Source organism: Streptomyces sp. NPDC005931 (assembly GCF_042871235.1).
Taxonomy (GTDB): Bacteria; Actinomycetota; Actinomycetes; order Streptomycetales; family Streptomycetaceae; genus Streptomyces.
In genome coordinates, this window is sequence record NZ_JBIAIG010000017.1 from 57,534 (window position 1) to 71,728 (window position 14,195).

Genomic DNA, 14,195 nt, shown 5'->3' on the forward strand with positions numbered 1-14,195 from the left:
AACAGGAGTCGCTGGGTGACGGGTACGGACATGCACGACGAGGCGAAGGACTCGGGACCCGGCGGCTACGCGGCGGCCCGGCTGCACCTCCTCACCGAGGAGGCGCGGTCCGGGCCGCCGCGCCGTGCCGCGCTCGCGGACCTCACCGACGACTGGCTCACCGGTCTCTTCGCCGCCGGCGCGGAGCACCTGCGCGGGGTCTCCCTGGTCGCCGTCGGCGGCTACGGGCGCGGCGAACTCTCCCCACGCAGCGACCTCGACCTCCTGCTGCTGCACGACGGCACCGACCCCCGGGCCGTCGCGGCCCTCGCCGACCGGCTCTGGTACCCGGTGTGGGACCTGGGCCTCGCGCTCGACCACTCCGTGCGCACCCCCGCCGAGGCCCGCAGGACAGCGGGCGAGGACCTCAAGGTCCAGCTCGGGCTGCTCGACGCCCGGCACATCGTCGGCGACCTCGGACTCACCGCCTCCCTGCGCACCACCGTCCTCGCCGACTGGCGCAACCAGGCACCCAGACGCCTCCCCGAACTCCAGGAACTGTGCGCCGAACGCGCCGAACGCCAGGGCGAGTTGCAGTACCTCCTGGAACCCGACCTCAAGGAGGCCCGCGGCGGACTGCGCGACGCCACCGCCCTGCGCGCCGTCGCCGCCTCCTGGCTCGCCGACGCCCCGCGCGAGGGCCTCGCCGACGCCCGCCGCCGACTCCTCGACGTGCGGGACGCCCTGCACCTGACCACCGGCCGAGCGACCGACCGCCTCGCCCTCCAGGAACAGGACCAGGTCGCGGCCGAACTGGGCCTGCTCGACGCGGACGCGCTGCTGCGGCAGGTGTACGAGGCAGCCCGGGTCATCGCCTACGCCGGTGACGTCACCTGGCGGGAGGTGGGGCGCGTCCTGCGGTCGCGAGCCGTGCGGCCGAGGCTGCGCGCCATGCTCGGGGGCGGCAGGCCGGCCGCCGAGCGCTCCCCGCTCGCCGAGGGCGTCGTGGAACAGGAGGGCGAGGTGGTGCTCGCCCGCGCCGCGCGCCCCGAACGCGACCCCGTGCTTCCCCTGCGCGCCGCGGCCGCCGCCGCCCAGGCCGGGCTGCCGCTCTCGCTGCACGCCGTACGCCGCCTGGCCGCCACCGCGCGCCCGCTGCCCACCCCCTGGCCCGCCGAGGCCCGCGAACAGCTCGTCACCCTGCTGGGCTCGGGGCGCCCCACCGTCGAGGTGTGGGAGGCGCTGGAGGCCGAGGGCCTGGTCACCCGGCTGCTGCCCGACTGGGAGCGGGTGCGCTGCCGGCCGCAGCGCAACGCCGTGCACATCTGGACCGTCGACCGGCACCTCATCGAGACCGCCGTGCGCGCCTCCGAGTTCACCCGCCGGGTCAGCCGCCCCGACCTGCTGCTGGTCGCCGCGCTGCTGCACGACATCGGCAAGGGCTGGCCCGGCGACCACTCGGTGGCCGGGGAGGTCATCGCCGAGGACGTGGCCACCCGGATCGGCTTCGACCGCCACGACGTCACCGTGATCGCCACCCTCGTACGCCACCACCTGCTGCTCGTCGACACCGCCACCCGGCGTGACCTGGAGGACCCGGCCACCGTGCGTGCGGTCGCCGACGCCGTCGGCTCCCAGGGCACCCTGGAACTCCTGCACGCCCTCACCGAGGCGGACGCCCTCGCCACCGGTCCGGCCGCATGGTCGTCCTGGCGTGCCTCGCTGGTCGCCGACCTGGTCAAACGCGTTGGTGCGGTCCTCTCCGGGGACATGCCCGCCGACCCCGAGGACGCCGCGCCCACCGCCGAGCAGGAACGGCTCGCCCTCGAGGCGGTCGCCACGGGCGGCCCGGTGCTGGCGCTGCGGGCCCAGACCGAGCCGCCCGCCGACCGGGAACCGGCCGGCGACCCCGAGCCGCTGGGCGTGGAACTGCTGATCGCCGTCCCCGACCAGCCGGGCGTACTGCCCGCGGTGGCCGGGGTGCTCGCCATGCACCGGCTCACCGTGCGCACCGCCGAGCTGCGGGCCATGACCCTCCCCGACGGCGTCGACGGCTCCGTGCTGCTGCTCGACTGGCGCGTCGCCGCCGAGTACGGCTCCCTGCCGCAGGCCGCCCGGCTGCGCGCCGACCTCGTCCGGGCACTCGACGGCACGCTGGACGTCGCCGGGCGCCTCGCCGAGCGCGACGCCGCCTATCCCCGGCGGCGCGGCGTGGTCGCGCCCCCGCCCCGGGTGACCGTCGCCCCGGCCGCCTCCCGCCTCGCCACGGTCATCGAGGTCCGTGCCCAGGACGCCCCCGGCCTGCTCTTCCGCATCGGCCGGGCACTGGAGGACGCCGGCGTGCGGATGCGCAGCGCCCACGTGAGCACCCTCGGCGCCAACGCCGTGGACGCCTTCTACGTCACCGGTCCGCAGGGCGCGCCGCTGCCCGCGGAGGAGGCGGTCGCGGTGGCGCGGAAACTGGAGGAGACCCTGCGTGGGTGAGGACACCCCCGGCGACCTGTGGAGCCGGGATACCCTGGAGGGCGATTCCCAGCCCGCCACCGACTCCGAGGACCGACGCCGCCGTGTTCGATACTCTTTCCGATCGCCTTTCAGCGACCTTCAAGAACTTGCGCGGCAAGGGGCGCTTGAGCGAAGCGGACATCGACGCCACGGCGCGCGAGATCCGTATCGCGCTCCTCGAGGCCGACGTGGCCCTGCCGGTGGTCCGCGCGTTCATCAAGAACGTCAAGGAGCGCGCCCTCGGCGCCGAGGTCTCCAAGGCGTTGAACCCGGCCCAGCAGGTCCTGAAGATCGTCAACGACGAGCTGGTCACCATCCTCGGTGGCGAGACCCGGCGCCTGCGCTTCGCCAAGCAGCCCCCGACCGTGATCATGCTCGCGGGTCTCCAGGGTGCCGGCAAGACCACCCTCGCGGGCAAGCTCGGCAAGTGGCTCAAGGACCAGGGCCACTCCCCGCTGCTGGTCGCCTGCGACCTCCAGCGCCCGAACGCCGTCAACCAGCTGAGCGTCGTCGCCGAGCGCGCCGGTGTCGCGGTCTACGCCCCCGAGCCGGGCAACGGCGTAGGCGACCCGGTCAAGGTCGCCAAGGACTCCCTCGACTTCGCCCGGTCCAAGGTCCACGACATCGTGATCGTGGACACCGCCGGCCGCCTCGGCATCGACCAGGAGATGATGCAGCAGGCCGCGGACATCCGTGACGCGGTCTCCCCGGACGAGATCCTGTTCGTCGTCGACGCCATGATCGGCCAGGACGCGGTCAACACCGCCGAGGCCTTCCGCGACGGCGTCGGCTTCGACGGCGTGGTGCTCTCCAAGCTCGACGGCGACGCCCGTGGCGGTGCCGCCCTGTCGATCCGGCAGATCACCGGCAAGCCGATCATGTTCGCCTCGAACGGCGAGAAGCTCGACGACTTCGACGCCTTCCACCCGGACCGGATGGCATCCCGCATCCTCGACATGGGTGACCTGCTCACCCTGATCGAGCAGGCGGAGAAGACGTTCAGCCAGGAAGAGGCCGAGAAGATGGCCTCCAAGCTGGCGTCCAAGAAGGGCCAGGACTTCACCCTGGACGACTTCCTGGCTCAGATGGAGCAGGTCCGGAAGATGGGCAGCATCTCCAAGCTGCTCGGCATGCTCCCGGGCATGGGCCAGATCAAGGACCAGATCAACAACATCGACGAGCGCGACGTGGACCGCACCGCCGCGATCATCAAGTCGATGACCCCGGCCGAGCGGCAGGACCCCACGCTCATCAACGGCTCGCGCCGAGCCCGTATCGCCAGGGGCTCCGGCGTCGAGGTCAGCGCGGTGAAGAACCTGGTCGAGCGGTTCTTCGAGGCCCGCAAGATGATGTCCCGCATGGCTCAGGGCGGCGGCATGCCGGGGATGCCCGGGATGCCGGGCATGGGCGGCGGCCCGGGCCGCGCCAAGAAGAAGCAGAAGCAGGCCAAGGGCAAGCAGCGCTCCGGCAACCCGATGAAGCGCAAGCAGCAGGAGCAGGAGGCCGCCGCGCGCCGCGCCGCCGCCCCCGAGGGCGGCAGCGCCTTCGGGCTGCCGCAGCAGGGCGGCAAGGACTTCGAGCTCCCCGAGGAGTTCAAGAAGTTCATGGGCTGACCGGCCCGTACGCAGCGCACCGGGGCACCCCGCGGGTCAGCGGGGTGCCCCGGTCGGCGTGTACGGGGCGTCGCTTCAGGGCGTCCGCGCGATCAGGTACCGGAACACGTTCGGCATCCACACCGTCCCGTCCGGCCGCTGGTACGGGTGCAGCGCCTCCGCGAGCTCCTTGTCGACCTGCACCTGGTCCGTGGCGGAGATCGCCGGGTCGAACATCCCGGTCGACAGCAGGCCGCGCACCGCGCTGTCCACGTCGGCGTACCCGAAGGGGCAGGCCACCCGCCCCGAACCGTCGGGCCTGAGCCCCGCCCGCTGGGCGACCTCCTCCAGGTCGTCGCGGTGGGTCGGGCGCCAGCTGCCCGCGCCGCGCAGCGGCTCCGCCAGCTTGCTCGCCACCCGCAGCACGGACGCCGTGGTGCACCGCTCCGGCGGCCCCCAGCCGGCCAGCACCACGGCCGCTCCGCGCTCGGCGAGCGGCGTCGACTCGGCGAGCAGCTCACCCAGCCCCTCCGCGTCCCCCGCGAGACAGCCGATCGGTTCGAAGGCGGTCACGACGCTGTACGGGGGCGCGTCCGCGCCGGCCGCGTCCCCGGGCGAGCCGTCCACGATCCGGGTGCCGCTCCGCGCGCACGGGTCCCGCCCGTCGGGCAGCAGCCGCTCGCGTGCGAGGGCCAGCCGGTCGGACGAGCGGTCGACACCGGTGATCGTGGCGCCGCGGGAGGCCGCCATCAGCAGGGCGAGACCGGAGCCGCAGCCGAGGCCGAGCAGCCGCGTCGCGGGCCCGACGTCCAGGCGTTCGTAGACGGCCTCGTAGAGCGGTACGAGCATGCGCTCCTGGATCTCGGACCAGTCACGCGCGCGTGCACGCAGGTCCACGCGGGGGGCCGCCCCCGCGCGAGGCGGGTGCTGCCGCACGAGCGTAGGTGTCATAGGTAAGCGCCCCAATCAGCCGAGAGTTGCCGCCGTGCCCGATCCATGGCCCCCGTCCAGTGCGCTCGGCACTCCCCCCGTATGCCAGGAAACTCCGCCCTCGACCCGACGTCCAGTGGAATGCGGCGCATGCTTGGTACTTGCTCGTGCCAGTGGCAAGAATTCACATTCCGGTAATCCGCCACCGCCCCGCGGCGCCACGGCGGGTTCCGGCCAAGGTCCGGGGCGGGTGTGGGGGGCGCGTGACGAGCCCGGTAACGTCGGCGGCGTCGCGTGCGCTTGTCCAAGCAACGCCACTGCGCCGCGAGGGCGACCGAAACGCCTCTTGCGCACTCCCTGTCCGCAGCCGCACCGGCGCGGGGCCTCCCTACGCGCCGGGGCGTACGTCAGGCTACGCACCAGCTTGAGGTGAGCTGCGAGGCTTCTCCGCAGATCAGCGCACCCGCCCTCGTCGGGACGCATCAGCCGCAACTGACCAGTACGTGCAAATTATTTGGGATGCCCCGGAATCGGAACACGCGGGCACCCCGGCTCGTTGTCATTACGTGAGCACGACACAGACACCACCTGTACTCGCCGCAGAGCTGGCGCAGGCGTGGGCCGACATTCAGCGGTACCACCCCGAGCTGCCCGATCTTGCCGCGCCCGAGTCACTGATCGGGGAGTCGTCGTCCGCGTGCGGTCACGAACTCTCCTTCGAGCGACTGCTTCACGAGGCAGTCCACGGCATCGCCGCCGCGCGTGGCGTACGCGACACCTCCCGCGCCGGCCGCTACCACAACCGCCGATTCCTCGCGATCGCCGAGGAACTGGGCCTGGACCATCCCGAGGAGCCGCATCCCAGCAGCGGGTTCTCCCTGGTCACGCTCACTCCCGAGGCGAAGCGCCGCTACCGTGCGACGACGGAGCGCCTGCAGCGTGCGCTGAAGGCACACTCCGCCGCGACCGCGGGCGACACCGCGCGCAGCTTCCGCGGCCCGGCCGCCCGGCACGGCTCCTCCGGTGGAGGCGTGCGCGTGAAGGCGGTCTGCGACTGCGGGCGCAACGTCCGGGTCGTCCCCTCCGTCCTGGCCCAGGCCCCGATCGTGTGCGGCGGCTGCGGCAAGCCGTTCCGCATCCCGGAGGCGGTGGCCGCGGCGGCGAGCTGACGCCCACCGGCATCTCGTGGGTGCCGGACGGCGACAGGCGCCGCCGACGGGGAGCGCACCCGACGTCCGTCCCGTGGACGCCGGGTGCCGCTCGGGCATGCCCGCCCCCGGTCCGAGGCGACCGGCCGGGTGTGGCACAATGGCTAGCTGTACTCGACAGCCGCACAGGACCCCTCTCTCCTCCGGCTGACGCGTCCATCGGGCACTCGGGTACCGCAACCCCACGCGGCTTCTTCCGCCGTGCCCAACCACGTCAATTCCAGGAGAATCCACTCCCGTGGCAGTCAAGATCAAGCTGAAGCGTCTGGGCAAGATCCGTTCGCCTCACTACCGCATCGTCGTCGCCGACTCCCGTACCCGCCGTGACGGCCGGGCCATCGAGGAGATCGGCAAGTACCACCCGACGTACAACCCGTCGGTGATCGAGGTCGACGCCGAGCGTGTGGCGTACTGGCTCGGTGTCGGCGCGCAGCCGACCGAGCCCGTGCTCGCCATCCTGAAGAAGACCGGCGACTGGCAGAAGTTCAAGGGCGAGCCCGCCCCGGCCCCACTGCTCCAGCAGGCCGAGAAGCCGGCCCGTCCGTCCTTCGAGGCGCTCGGCGGGGACGACGAGGGCAAGGGTGAGGCCATCACCCAGAAGAAGAAGGCGGAGAAGAAGGACGAGGCCGCCGCTGAATCCTCGGCGTCTGCTTCGACCGAGGCCTGAGCATGCTCGAGGAGGCTCTCGAGCACCTCGTGAAGGGCATCGTCGACAACCCTGACGATGTGCAGGTCGCCTCGCGCAACCTGCGCCGCGGACGTGTGCTCGAGGTCCGGGTCCACCCGGACGACCTCGGAAAGGTGATCGGTCGCAACGGCCGCACCGCACGCGCTCTGCGCACCGTCGTGGGCGCCATCGGCGGTCGCGGTGTCCGCGTCGACCTCGTCGACGTGGACCACGTCCGCTGACGCTTGAAGCAACCGGCTCGGGCCGGGGAGGGCCGTGAGGGCCGTCCCCGGCCCGTGGTCGTAGATCAGGAGAAACAAGCACCGTGCAGCTGGTAGTCGCTCGCATCGGCCGCGCCCACGGCATCAAGGGCGAGGTCACCGTCGAGGTCCGTACCGACGAGCCCGAACTGCGGCTCGCCCCCGGCGCCGTCCTGGCCACCGAACCGGCCTCCGCCGGTCCGCTGACCATCGAGACGGGCCGTGTCCACAGTGGCCGCCTGCTGCTGCGCTTCGAGGGCGTACGCGACCGGACCGCCGCCGAGGCCCTGCGCAACACCCTCCTGATCGCCGAGATCGACCCGGAGGAACTGCCCGAGGGCGAGGACGAGTACTACGACCACCAGCTGATCGACCTCGACGTCGTCACCCGGGACGGGCAGCAGGTCGGCCGGATCACCGAGATCTCCCACCTGCCCACCCAGGACCTGTTCGTGGTCGAACGCCCCGACGGAAGCGAGGTGTTCGTGCCGTTCGTGCAGGAGATCGTCACCGAGATCGACCTGGAGGAGCAGCGCGCGGTCATCGACCCGCCACCCGGCCTCATCGACGACCGCGCGGAGATCGCCTCCACGCGGGACCAGGAGGAGGGGGCGTAATGCGGCTCGACGTCGTCACGATCTTCCCCGAGTACCTCGAACCGCTGAACGTCTCCCTCGTCGGCAAGGCACGCGCACGCGGCCGACTGAACGTACACGTCCACGACCTGCGCTCGTGGACCTACGACCGGCACCACACCGTCGACGACACCCCCTACGGCGGCGGCCCCGGCATGGTCATGAAGACCGAGCCCTGGGGCGAGGCGCTCGACACGGTCCTGGCGGACGGCTACGAGACCGGCTCCCGCGAGCCCGCGCTCATCGTGCCCACACCCAGCGGCCGTCCCTTCACCCAGGAACTCGCCGTCGAACTCTCCGAGCGGCCGTGGCTGGTCTTCACGCCCGCCCGCTACGAGGGCATCGACCGCCGCGTCATCGACGAGTACGCGACCCGGATGCCCGTGTACGAGGTCTCCATCGGCGACTACGTCCTGGCCGGCGGCGAGGCGGCCGTCCTCGTCGTCACCGAGGCCGTGGCCCGCCTGCTCCCCGGCGTCCTGGGCAACGCCGAGTCCCACCGGGACGACTCCTTCGCCCCCGGCGCCATGGCGAGCCTGCTGGAGGGCCCCGTCTACACCAAGCCGCCCGAGTGGCGCGGGCGCGGCATACCCGACGTCCTGCTCAGCGGCCACCACGGGAAGATCGCCCGGTGGCGGCGCGACGAGGCGCTGCGCCGCACCACGGCCCACCGGCGCGACCTCATCGAGCGCTGCGAGCCGAAGGCCTTCGACAAGAAGGACCGCGAGATGCTGTCCATCCTGGGCTGGGAACCGGACCCGGCGGGCGAGCCGTACGGCCGATTTTGGCGCAGGACCGACGGCGTGGAAGAATAGGCCGCTGTTGTGCGCCGTCCGGCGTGCGCCCCTGCCGCAGGGGGACACGACGCCCGCCCCGACGCGCACGGCATCGATCCGAACCTCTTAGTTGCCGTTGATGACCTGCGGCATCAGCGAAGAAAGCAGACGAAATGTCTCACCTGCTCGACTCCGTCGACTCCGCCTCGCTGCGCAGCGACGTCCCGGCCTTCCGTCCCGGTGACACCGTCAACGTCCACGTGCGCGTCATCGAGGGCAACCGCTCCCGTGTGCAGCAGTTCAAGGGCGTCGTGATCCGCCGCCAGGGTGCCGGCGTGCGCGAGACCTTCACGGTCCGCAAGGTCTCCTTCTCCGTCGGCGTCGAGCGCACCTTCCCGGTGCACACCCCGATCGTGGAGAAGATCGAGCTCGTCACCAGGGGCGACGTCCGCCGCGCCAAGCTGTACTACCTGCGCGAGCTCCGCGGCAAGGCCGCGAAGATCAAGGAGAAGCGCGAGAGCTGAGCGCTTCCCCGGAGTCACAGCGGAGCCGGATAGCATCTGGCTCCGATGGACACCGAAGCACAGCCGACGGAGCGCGACCGCTCCTCCCGCCCAGCCGACTCCGAGAACACCTCGGAGTCACCGGGGCCGGAGGCGCGGTCGCGTTCCGCATTGGTGCCTCGCATCGCGCACTGGCTCCCCGGCGGGCGGATCAGCCTGACCCTGCTGCTCTGTCTGCTGTTCCTGCTCACCCTCAACACGTTCGTGGCGCGGCCCTTCCAGATCCCCAGCGGATCCATGAAACAGGGATTGAGGATCGGGGACCGTGTACTCGTAAATAAGTTGGCCTACCGTTTCGGTGCCGGGCCCCGCCGCGGCGACGTGGTGGTGTTCGACGGCACCGGGTATTTCGGGGAGGCCGACTACATCAAACGCGTCGTCGGCGTGGGCGGAGACCATGTCGTCTGCTGCGACAAGAACGGGAGGATCCGTGTGAACGGCCGGTCGGTCGACGAGTCGGGCTTCCTGTTCCCCGGTGACAGCCCCTCCGCGGTGCCCTTCGACGTCGTCGTGCCCCAGGGACGCCTGTTCGTGCTCGGTGACCACCGCAGCGCCTCCAGCGACTCCCGCGACCGCCTCGGCTCGCCCGGCGGCGGCATGGTCCCGGAGGACGACGTCATCGGCCGCGCCGACCTCGTCGTCTGGCCGCTCGGCCACGCCGCCCGGCTGCACCGGCCCGACGCCTACAAGCGCGTGCCGGCCTCGGACGGCCGCCCCGCGCGCGGGCCGGCCGCGGAAGGCGCCCGCCCGCGCGTGTCCGCCCCGCGGGCGGCGACGGCACACTCGCCGGAGGGCGCCCATGGGTAACCGCGGCAAACCCCGCGGCGCCACGGGCAGCGCCGCGGACAACCTGCTGCCCACCGGCTCCCGCCGCGCGGCGAGCCCGGCCGGCGGACGCACGCGGGCCGAGCGGCGCAAGCTCCAGCGCAGGGTCAAGCGGCGGCGCAGGCGCAGCGCGGTCAAGGAGATTCCCCTCCTCGTCGGTGTGGCCGTCCTGATAGCGCTGGTGCTCAAGACGTTCCTCGTCCAGGCGTTCGTCATCCCGTCCGGTTCCATGGAGCAGACCATCCAGGTCGGCGACCGCGTCCTGGTCGACAAGCTCACCCCGTGGTTCGGCTCGCGGCCGCAGCGCGGGGACGTCGTGGTCTTCAAGGACCCCGGCGGCTGGCTCCTGAACGAGCAGACCGCGCCCAAGAAGGAGGACCCCGTCGGCATCAAGCAGATCAAGGAGGGCCTCACCTTCATCGGCCTGCTGCCGTCCGACAACGAGAAGGACCTCATCAAACGCGTCGTGGGCGTCGGTGGCGACCGCGTCCGGTGCTGTGACACGCAGGGGCGGGTCACCGTCAACGGCATTCCCCTGAACGAGGACTACCTCTTCCCGGGCAACACGCCGTCCACCACTCCGTTCGACATCACCGTGCCCGAGGGGCGCCTGTGGGTGATGGGCGACCACCGGTCCGACTCCGCGGACTCGCGCGCCCACCAGAACACCGACTACAAGGGCACCGTCTCCGAGGACCAGGTGGTCGGACGCGCCATGGTCATCGCCTGGCCGCTCGGCCACTGGAGCACCCTGGACGAACCGGAGACCTACGCCTCCGTGGGGGACTCGACGGCCGGGGCGACCGCTGCTCCCCGGCTGTCGCATAGGGTTGCCCCGGACGATCCGAACGAGATGATCCAGCTCCCGACTCCTGCGGAACTCCCGCTCGTTATGGGAGTGGTGGGCCTGCGCCGTGGATGGGGCAGGCGGCGGCAGAGAGTAAGGAGTTGGCGTGGGGGATGTGGCGGTAGGCGCACGGTCCGGGCACGACGGCGAGGAGCACCGCAAACGTTCCGCACAGTCGTCCGTCCCGGCCACGGACGGCGCCGTGACCTCCGGGAATGACTCCCAGGCGGCTGAGGACGGCAGGGTGAGTGGCGAGCGCAGGCACACCGGGGACCAGGGGGCGGGCGACCCGCCCGCTCAGCAGAAGAAGCCTCGTTCCTTCTGGAAGGAACTGCCCATCCTGATCGGCATCGCGCTGGTACTCGCGCTGCTGATCAAGACCTTCCTGGTGCAGGCGTTCTCGATTCCCTCCGACTCCATGCAGAACACGCTCCAGCGGGGCGACCGCGTCCTGGTCGACAAGCTCACCCCCTGGTTCGGCTCCGAGCCCGAGCGCGGCGAGGTCGTCGTCTTCCACGACCCCGGCCAGTGGCTGGCGGGCGAGCCGACGCCCACGCCGAACCCGCTCCAGCGGGTCCTCAGCTGGGTCGGCCTCATGCCGTCCGCGGACGAGAAGGACCTGATCAAGCGGGTCATCGGGGTCGGCGGCGACACGGTCGAGTGCAAGGGCACGGGCCCGCTGAAGGTCAACGGCAAGGCGCTGAACGAGCCGTACGTCTACCCCGGCAACACGCCGTGCAGCCAGGACGACAGCGGCGGCCAGTTCAAGGTCAAGGTGCCCGAGGGGCACATCTGGGTCATGGGCGACCACCGGCAGAACTCCCGGGACTCCCGGTACAACCGTGGTGACAACCGCGGCTTCGTCCCGGTGGACGAGGTCGTCGGCCGTGCCGTCGTCGTCGCCTGGCCGATCAACCGCTGGGACAACCTGCCAGTGCCCGAGACCTTCGACCAGCCCAACCTGAACCCCACCTCCCCGTCGGCGGCCTCCGCCCTGTCCGTCGCCCCCCAGGGACTCGCCCTCGTGGGCGCGGTGCCGCTGGTGCTGTGGCGGCGCGGGCGCAGGAGTGACGGCGAGGGCCGCTGACGGACCACCCCCGGTCCACCACCCCGGTCCACCTCGGTCCACGCCGGTCGCCCCAATCCGCTCCGGCGCGCCTCCGTACCCCCTCCGGCTCCCCCCGGGGACCGCCGAGGAAGTGCTGACCCGGCCTGGTACTGCCGGGTAGGGTGCCGCCCATGAGTGGTCAGAGCACGACACGTACGGCCCCGGCCGGGGGCACGGGCAGGGCCCGAACGGGCGAGCGGTTGTCCGGGCTTGCCGTGGCGCTGGGCCTGGTGCTGTTCCTCGGCGGGTTCGCCTGGGGAGCGGTGGTGTACCGCCCGTACACCGTGCCCACCACCTCCATGGCGCCGACGATCGACGCCGGTGAGCGGGTGCTCGGGCAGCGCGTGGACGGCGGCGAGGTCCGGCGCGGTGACGTCGTCGTCTTCAAGGACGCGACGTGGGCGGATGTGCCCGTGCTCAAGCGGGTGGTGGCCGTCGGCGGCGACACCGTCTCCTGCTGCGCGAACGGCAAGCTGAAGGTCAACGGCAAGGAGATCGACGAACCGTATCTCGCCCGGGACCCGGCGACCCCGCCCGGCGACTTCCCGACGGTGACCGTGCCGAAGGGGCGTCTGTTCCTGCTCGGCGACGAGCGCTCCGGCTCGGTGGACTCCACCGCCCATCTGACCGACGCGGCGAGCGGCACCGTGTCCCGCGGCGCGGTCCAGGCGCGGGTCGACGCGGTGGTCTGGCCGATGAACGGCATGCTGAAGGCCCCGACCGGCTTCGAGGAACTCGGTGCGCTCTCCTCGCCCGGCCCGCTGCGGACGATGGTCGCGTTGATCGCCGCCGGTGCCGTGCTGATCCTCGGCGGCGCCGCCTACGGACCCCTCGCCAAGCGGATCGGCGGGGCCCGGTCCCGGGCGAACGCGGAGCCGACCGGTGCGCGCTGAGACGTCCCGGGCGGCGGGGGAGCCGTGCGACGGCGGACCCGAGGATTCCCGCGAGCCGCGGGCGCGTGGTGACGGCGGGCCGGAGCACTCCGACCACGGCGGACCGCGCAGGGTGGCCCGGGTGGTGCTGCTCGATCCGCAGGACCGCATCCTGCTGCTGCACGGCCACGAGCCGGACGACCCGGCCGACGACTGGTGGTTCACACCCGGCGGCGGCGTCGAGGGCGACGAGACCCGGGAACAGGCCGCGCTGCGGGAACTCGCCGAGGAGACCGGCATCACCGAGGTGGAACTGGGCCCCGTCCTGTGGCGGCGCAGGTGCTCTTTCCCGTTCGCCGGCCGGCGCTGGGACCAGGACGAGTGGTACTACCTGGCCCGTACGGCACAGACGGCGACCGCGGCCACGGCGCTGACGGAGCTGGAGCGGCGCAGTGTCGCCGGAGCGCGCTGGTGGTCGTGCCGGGAACTGACCCGGTCGCATGAGACGGTGTATCCGACCAGACTCGCCGAGCTGCTCCGCACGCTGCTCGACGAAGGTCCTCCGGCCGGACCCGTGACCCTGGACACCGAAATCGTCTAGGGGCTCGGCGGGACTGGCGCACAATGGGTGGATCGCACGGCTGAAGGGGAACATGCCATGAGCGCCGAGGACCTCGAGAAGTACGAGACCGAGATGGAGCTCAAGCTCTACCGGGAGTACCGCGATGTCGTCGGTCTGTTCAAATACGTGATCGAAACCGAGCGGCGCTTCTATCTGACCAACGACTACGAGATGCAGGTGCACTCGGTCCAGGGTGAGGTGTTCTTCGAAGTGTCCATGGCCGACGCCTGGGTCTGGGACATGTACCGGCCGGCCCGCTTCGTGAAGCAGGTCCGCGTCCTGACGTTCAAGGACGTGAACATCGAGGAGCTCAACAAGAGCGATCTGGAACTCCCGAGCGGGTGACGGAGATGTCCACAACCGCCGAGTAACCCACCAAGATCCACTTCTTCGGGCGGGATGCGTGACGGTTGGCGCCGGAGGTGGTGCCGACATGAACGCACAACGGGCACGCAGCGCACTCGGCAGGTACGGCGAGACACTGGCCGCACGGCGGCTGACACAGGCGGGCATGACGGTCCTCGAGCGCAACTGGCGCTGCGGCAGGACCGGCGAGATCGACATCGTGGCCAGGGACGGGGACGTCCTGGTCGTCTGCGAGGTCAAGACCCGCAGGGCGGGGCCCTTCCAGCACCCCATGGCGGCCCTCACCCCCGCCAAGGCCGGCCGCCTGCGAACCCTCGCCCAGCGCTGGCTCCAGCAACACGGGGGAGCACCACCCGGCGGCGTCCGCATCGACCTGGTCGGCATCCAGCTGCCGGCCCGCGGCGCGCCCGTCGTCGAACACGTCCGGGGGGTGGCCTGAC

At 71.8% G+C, this 14,195-nt stretch carries 16 protein-coding genes; 15 read left to right on the forward strand and 1 reads right to left on the reverse strand.

From position 1 onward, the window contains the following. The first annotated feature begins 30 nt into the window (after positions 1–30). Positions 31–2,463, forward strand: coding sequence for a [protein-PII] uridylyltransferase (locus tag ACFYOV_RS29255; protein WP_389092805.1), 2,433 nt, complete (start codon positions 31–33; stop codon positions 2,461–2,463). An 83-nt stretch (positions 2,464–2,546) separates the two neighbouring features. Further along, the gene (gene ffh / locus ACFYOV_RS29260) at positions 2,547–4,097 is read left to right on the forward strand and encodes a signal recognition particle protein (RefSeq protein ID WP_389092664.1); all 1,551 of its coding nucleotides are present in this window, start codon (positions 2,547–2,549) and stop codon (positions 4,095–4,097) included. A gap of 75 nt (positions 4,098–4,172) precedes the next feature. Here the strand turns inward: ffh and ACFYOV_RS29265 are convergent, their stop codons facing one another. After that, positions 4,173–5,027 (reverse strand): methyltransferase domain-containing protein, encoded by an 855-nt coding sequence (locus tag ACFYOV_RS29265; protein ID WP_389092667.1) that lies wholly within the window; start codon positions 5,025–5,027, stop codon positions 4,173–4,175. A gap of 545 nt (positions 5,028–5,572) precedes the next feature. Between ACFYOV_RS29265 and ACFYOV_RS29270 the strand changes: the two genes are divergently transcribed. From ACFYOV_RS29270 to ACFYOV_RS29330, 13 genes are all read left to right on the forward strand, one after another. Next, positions 5,573–6,175, forward strand: a complete 603-nt coding sequence (locus ACFYOV_RS29270) for a hypothetical protein (protein ID WP_389092668.1) — start codon at positions 5,573–5,575, stop codon at positions 6,173–6,175. A 277-nt stretch (positions 6,176–6,452) separates the two neighbouring features. Beyond that, positions 6,453–6,881 (forward strand): 30S ribosomal protein S16, encoded by a 429-nt coding sequence (gene rpsP, locus ACFYOV_RS29275; RefSeq protein WP_389092670.1) that lies wholly within the window; start codon positions 6,453–6,455, stop codon positions 6,879–6,881. A gap of 2 nt (positions 6,882–6,883) precedes the next feature. Beyond that, positions 6,884–7,123: an RNA-binding protein gene (locus tag ACFYOV_RS29280; RefSeq protein WP_003973401.1), complete on the forward strand. Its 240-nt coding sequence runs from the start codon at positions 6,884–6,886 to the stop codon at positions 7,121–7,123. Between the two features lie 83 nt (positions 7,124–7,206). After that, positions 7,207–7,758, forward strand: coding sequence for a ribosome maturation factor RimM (gene rimM, locus ACFYOV_RS29285; protein ID WP_389092672.1), 552 nt, complete (start codon positions 7,207–7,209; stop codon positions 7,756–7,758). Next, positions 7,758–8,591, forward strand: coding sequence for a tRNA (guanosine(37)-N1)-methyltransferase TrmD (gene trmD / locus ACFYOV_RS29290; RefSeq protein ID WP_389092675.1), 834 nt, complete (start codon positions 7,758–7,760; stop codon positions 8,589–8,591). The genes rimM and trmD overlap by 1 nt, the downstream gene beginning before the upstream one ends. Before the next feature lie 134 nt (positions 8,592–8,725). Further along, positions 8,726–9,076: a 50S ribosomal protein L19 gene (rplS, locus tag ACFYOV_RS29295; protein WP_389092677.1), complete on the forward strand. Its 351-nt coding sequence runs from the start codon at positions 8,726–8,728 to the stop codon at positions 9,074–9,076. Positions 9,077–9,121: 45 nt separating this feature from the next. Beyond that, a complete protein-coding gene (gene lepB / locus ACFYOV_RS29300) occupies positions 9,122–9,922 on the forward strand; it encodes a signal peptidase I (protein ID WP_389092679.1) in 801 nt (266 codons plus the stop codon). Continuing rightward, entirely contained in the window at positions 9,915–11,006 is a 1,092-nt protein-coding gene (lepB, locus tag ACFYOV_RS29305; protein WP_389092681.1) for a signal peptidase I, read from the forward strand. Before lepB (ACFYOV_RS29300) ends, lepB (ACFYOV_RS29305) begins: the two co-directional genes overlap by 8 nt. Continuing rightward, on the forward strand, positions 10,894–11,874 hold the full coding sequence (gene lepB / locus ACFYOV_RS29310; protein WP_389092684.1) for a signal peptidase I: 981 nt from the start codon (positions 10,894–10,896) through the stop codon (positions 11,872–11,874). The genes lepB (ACFYOV_RS29305) and lepB (ACFYOV_RS29310) overlap by 113 nt, the downstream gene beginning before the upstream one ends. Before the next feature lie 152 nt (positions 11,875–12,026). After that, entirely contained in the window at positions 12,027–12,788 is a 762-nt protein-coding gene (lepB, locus tag ACFYOV_RS29315; RefSeq protein WP_389092686.1) for a signal peptidase I, read from the forward strand. 112 nt (positions 12,789–12,900) lie between these two features. After that, positions 12,901–13,368, forward strand: a complete 468-nt coding sequence (locus ACFYOV_RS29320; protein ID WP_389092808.1) for an NUDIX hydrolase — start codon at positions 12,901–12,903, stop codon at positions 13,366–13,368. Between the two features lie 57 nt (positions 13,369–13,425). After that, on the forward strand, positions 13,426–13,734 hold the full coding sequence (locus ACFYOV_RS29325) for a DUF2469 domain-containing protein (protein ID WP_003993268.1): 309 nt from the start codon (positions 13,426–13,428) through the stop codon (positions 13,732–13,734). Positions 13,735–13,792: 58 nt separating this feature from the next. Continuing rightward, positions 13,793–14,194: a YraN family protein gene (locus ACFYOV_RS29330; RefSeq protein ID WP_389092689.1), complete on the forward strand. Its 402-nt coding sequence runs from the start codon at positions 13,793–13,795 to the stop codon at positions 14,192–14,194. The last annotated feature ends 1 nt before the right edge of the window (position 14,195 follow it).

Coding starts and splice junctions, on each gene's coding strand:
- ACFYOV_RS29325 (WP_003993268.1), top strand. CDS start 13,426: ATGAGCGCCGAGGACCTCGAGAAGTACGAGACCGAGATGGAGCTCAAG.
- ACFYOV_RS29265 (WP_389092667.1), bottom strand. CDS start 5,027: ATGACACCTACGCTCGTGCGGCAGCACCCGCCTCGCGCGGGGGCGGCC.
- lepB (WP_389092686.1), top strand. CDS start 12,027: ATGAGTGGTCAGAGCACGACACGTACGGCCCCGGCCGGGGGCACGGGC.
- ACFYOV_RS29280 (WP_003973401.1), top strand. CDS start 6,884: ATGCTCGAGGAGGCTCTCGAGCACCTCGTGAAGGGCATCGTCGACAAC.
- rplS (WP_389092677.1), top strand. CDS start 8,726: ATGTCTCACCTGCTCGACTCCGTCGACTCCGCCTCGCTGCGCAGCGAC.
- trmD (WP_389092675.1), top strand. CDS start 7,758: ATGCGGCTCGACGTCGTCACGATCTTCCCCGAGTACCTCGAACCGCTG.
- lepB (WP_389092679.1), top strand. CDS start 9,122: ATGGACACCGAAGCACAGCCGACGGAGCGCGACCGCTCCTCCCGCCCA.
- lepB (WP_389092681.1), top strand. CDS start 9,915: ATGGGTAACCGCGGCAAACCCCGCGGCGCCACGGGCAGCGCCGCGGAC.
- ACFYOV_RS29255 (WP_389092805.1), top strand. CDS start 31: ATGCACGACGAGGCGAAGGACTCGGGACCCGGCGGCTACGCGGCGGCC.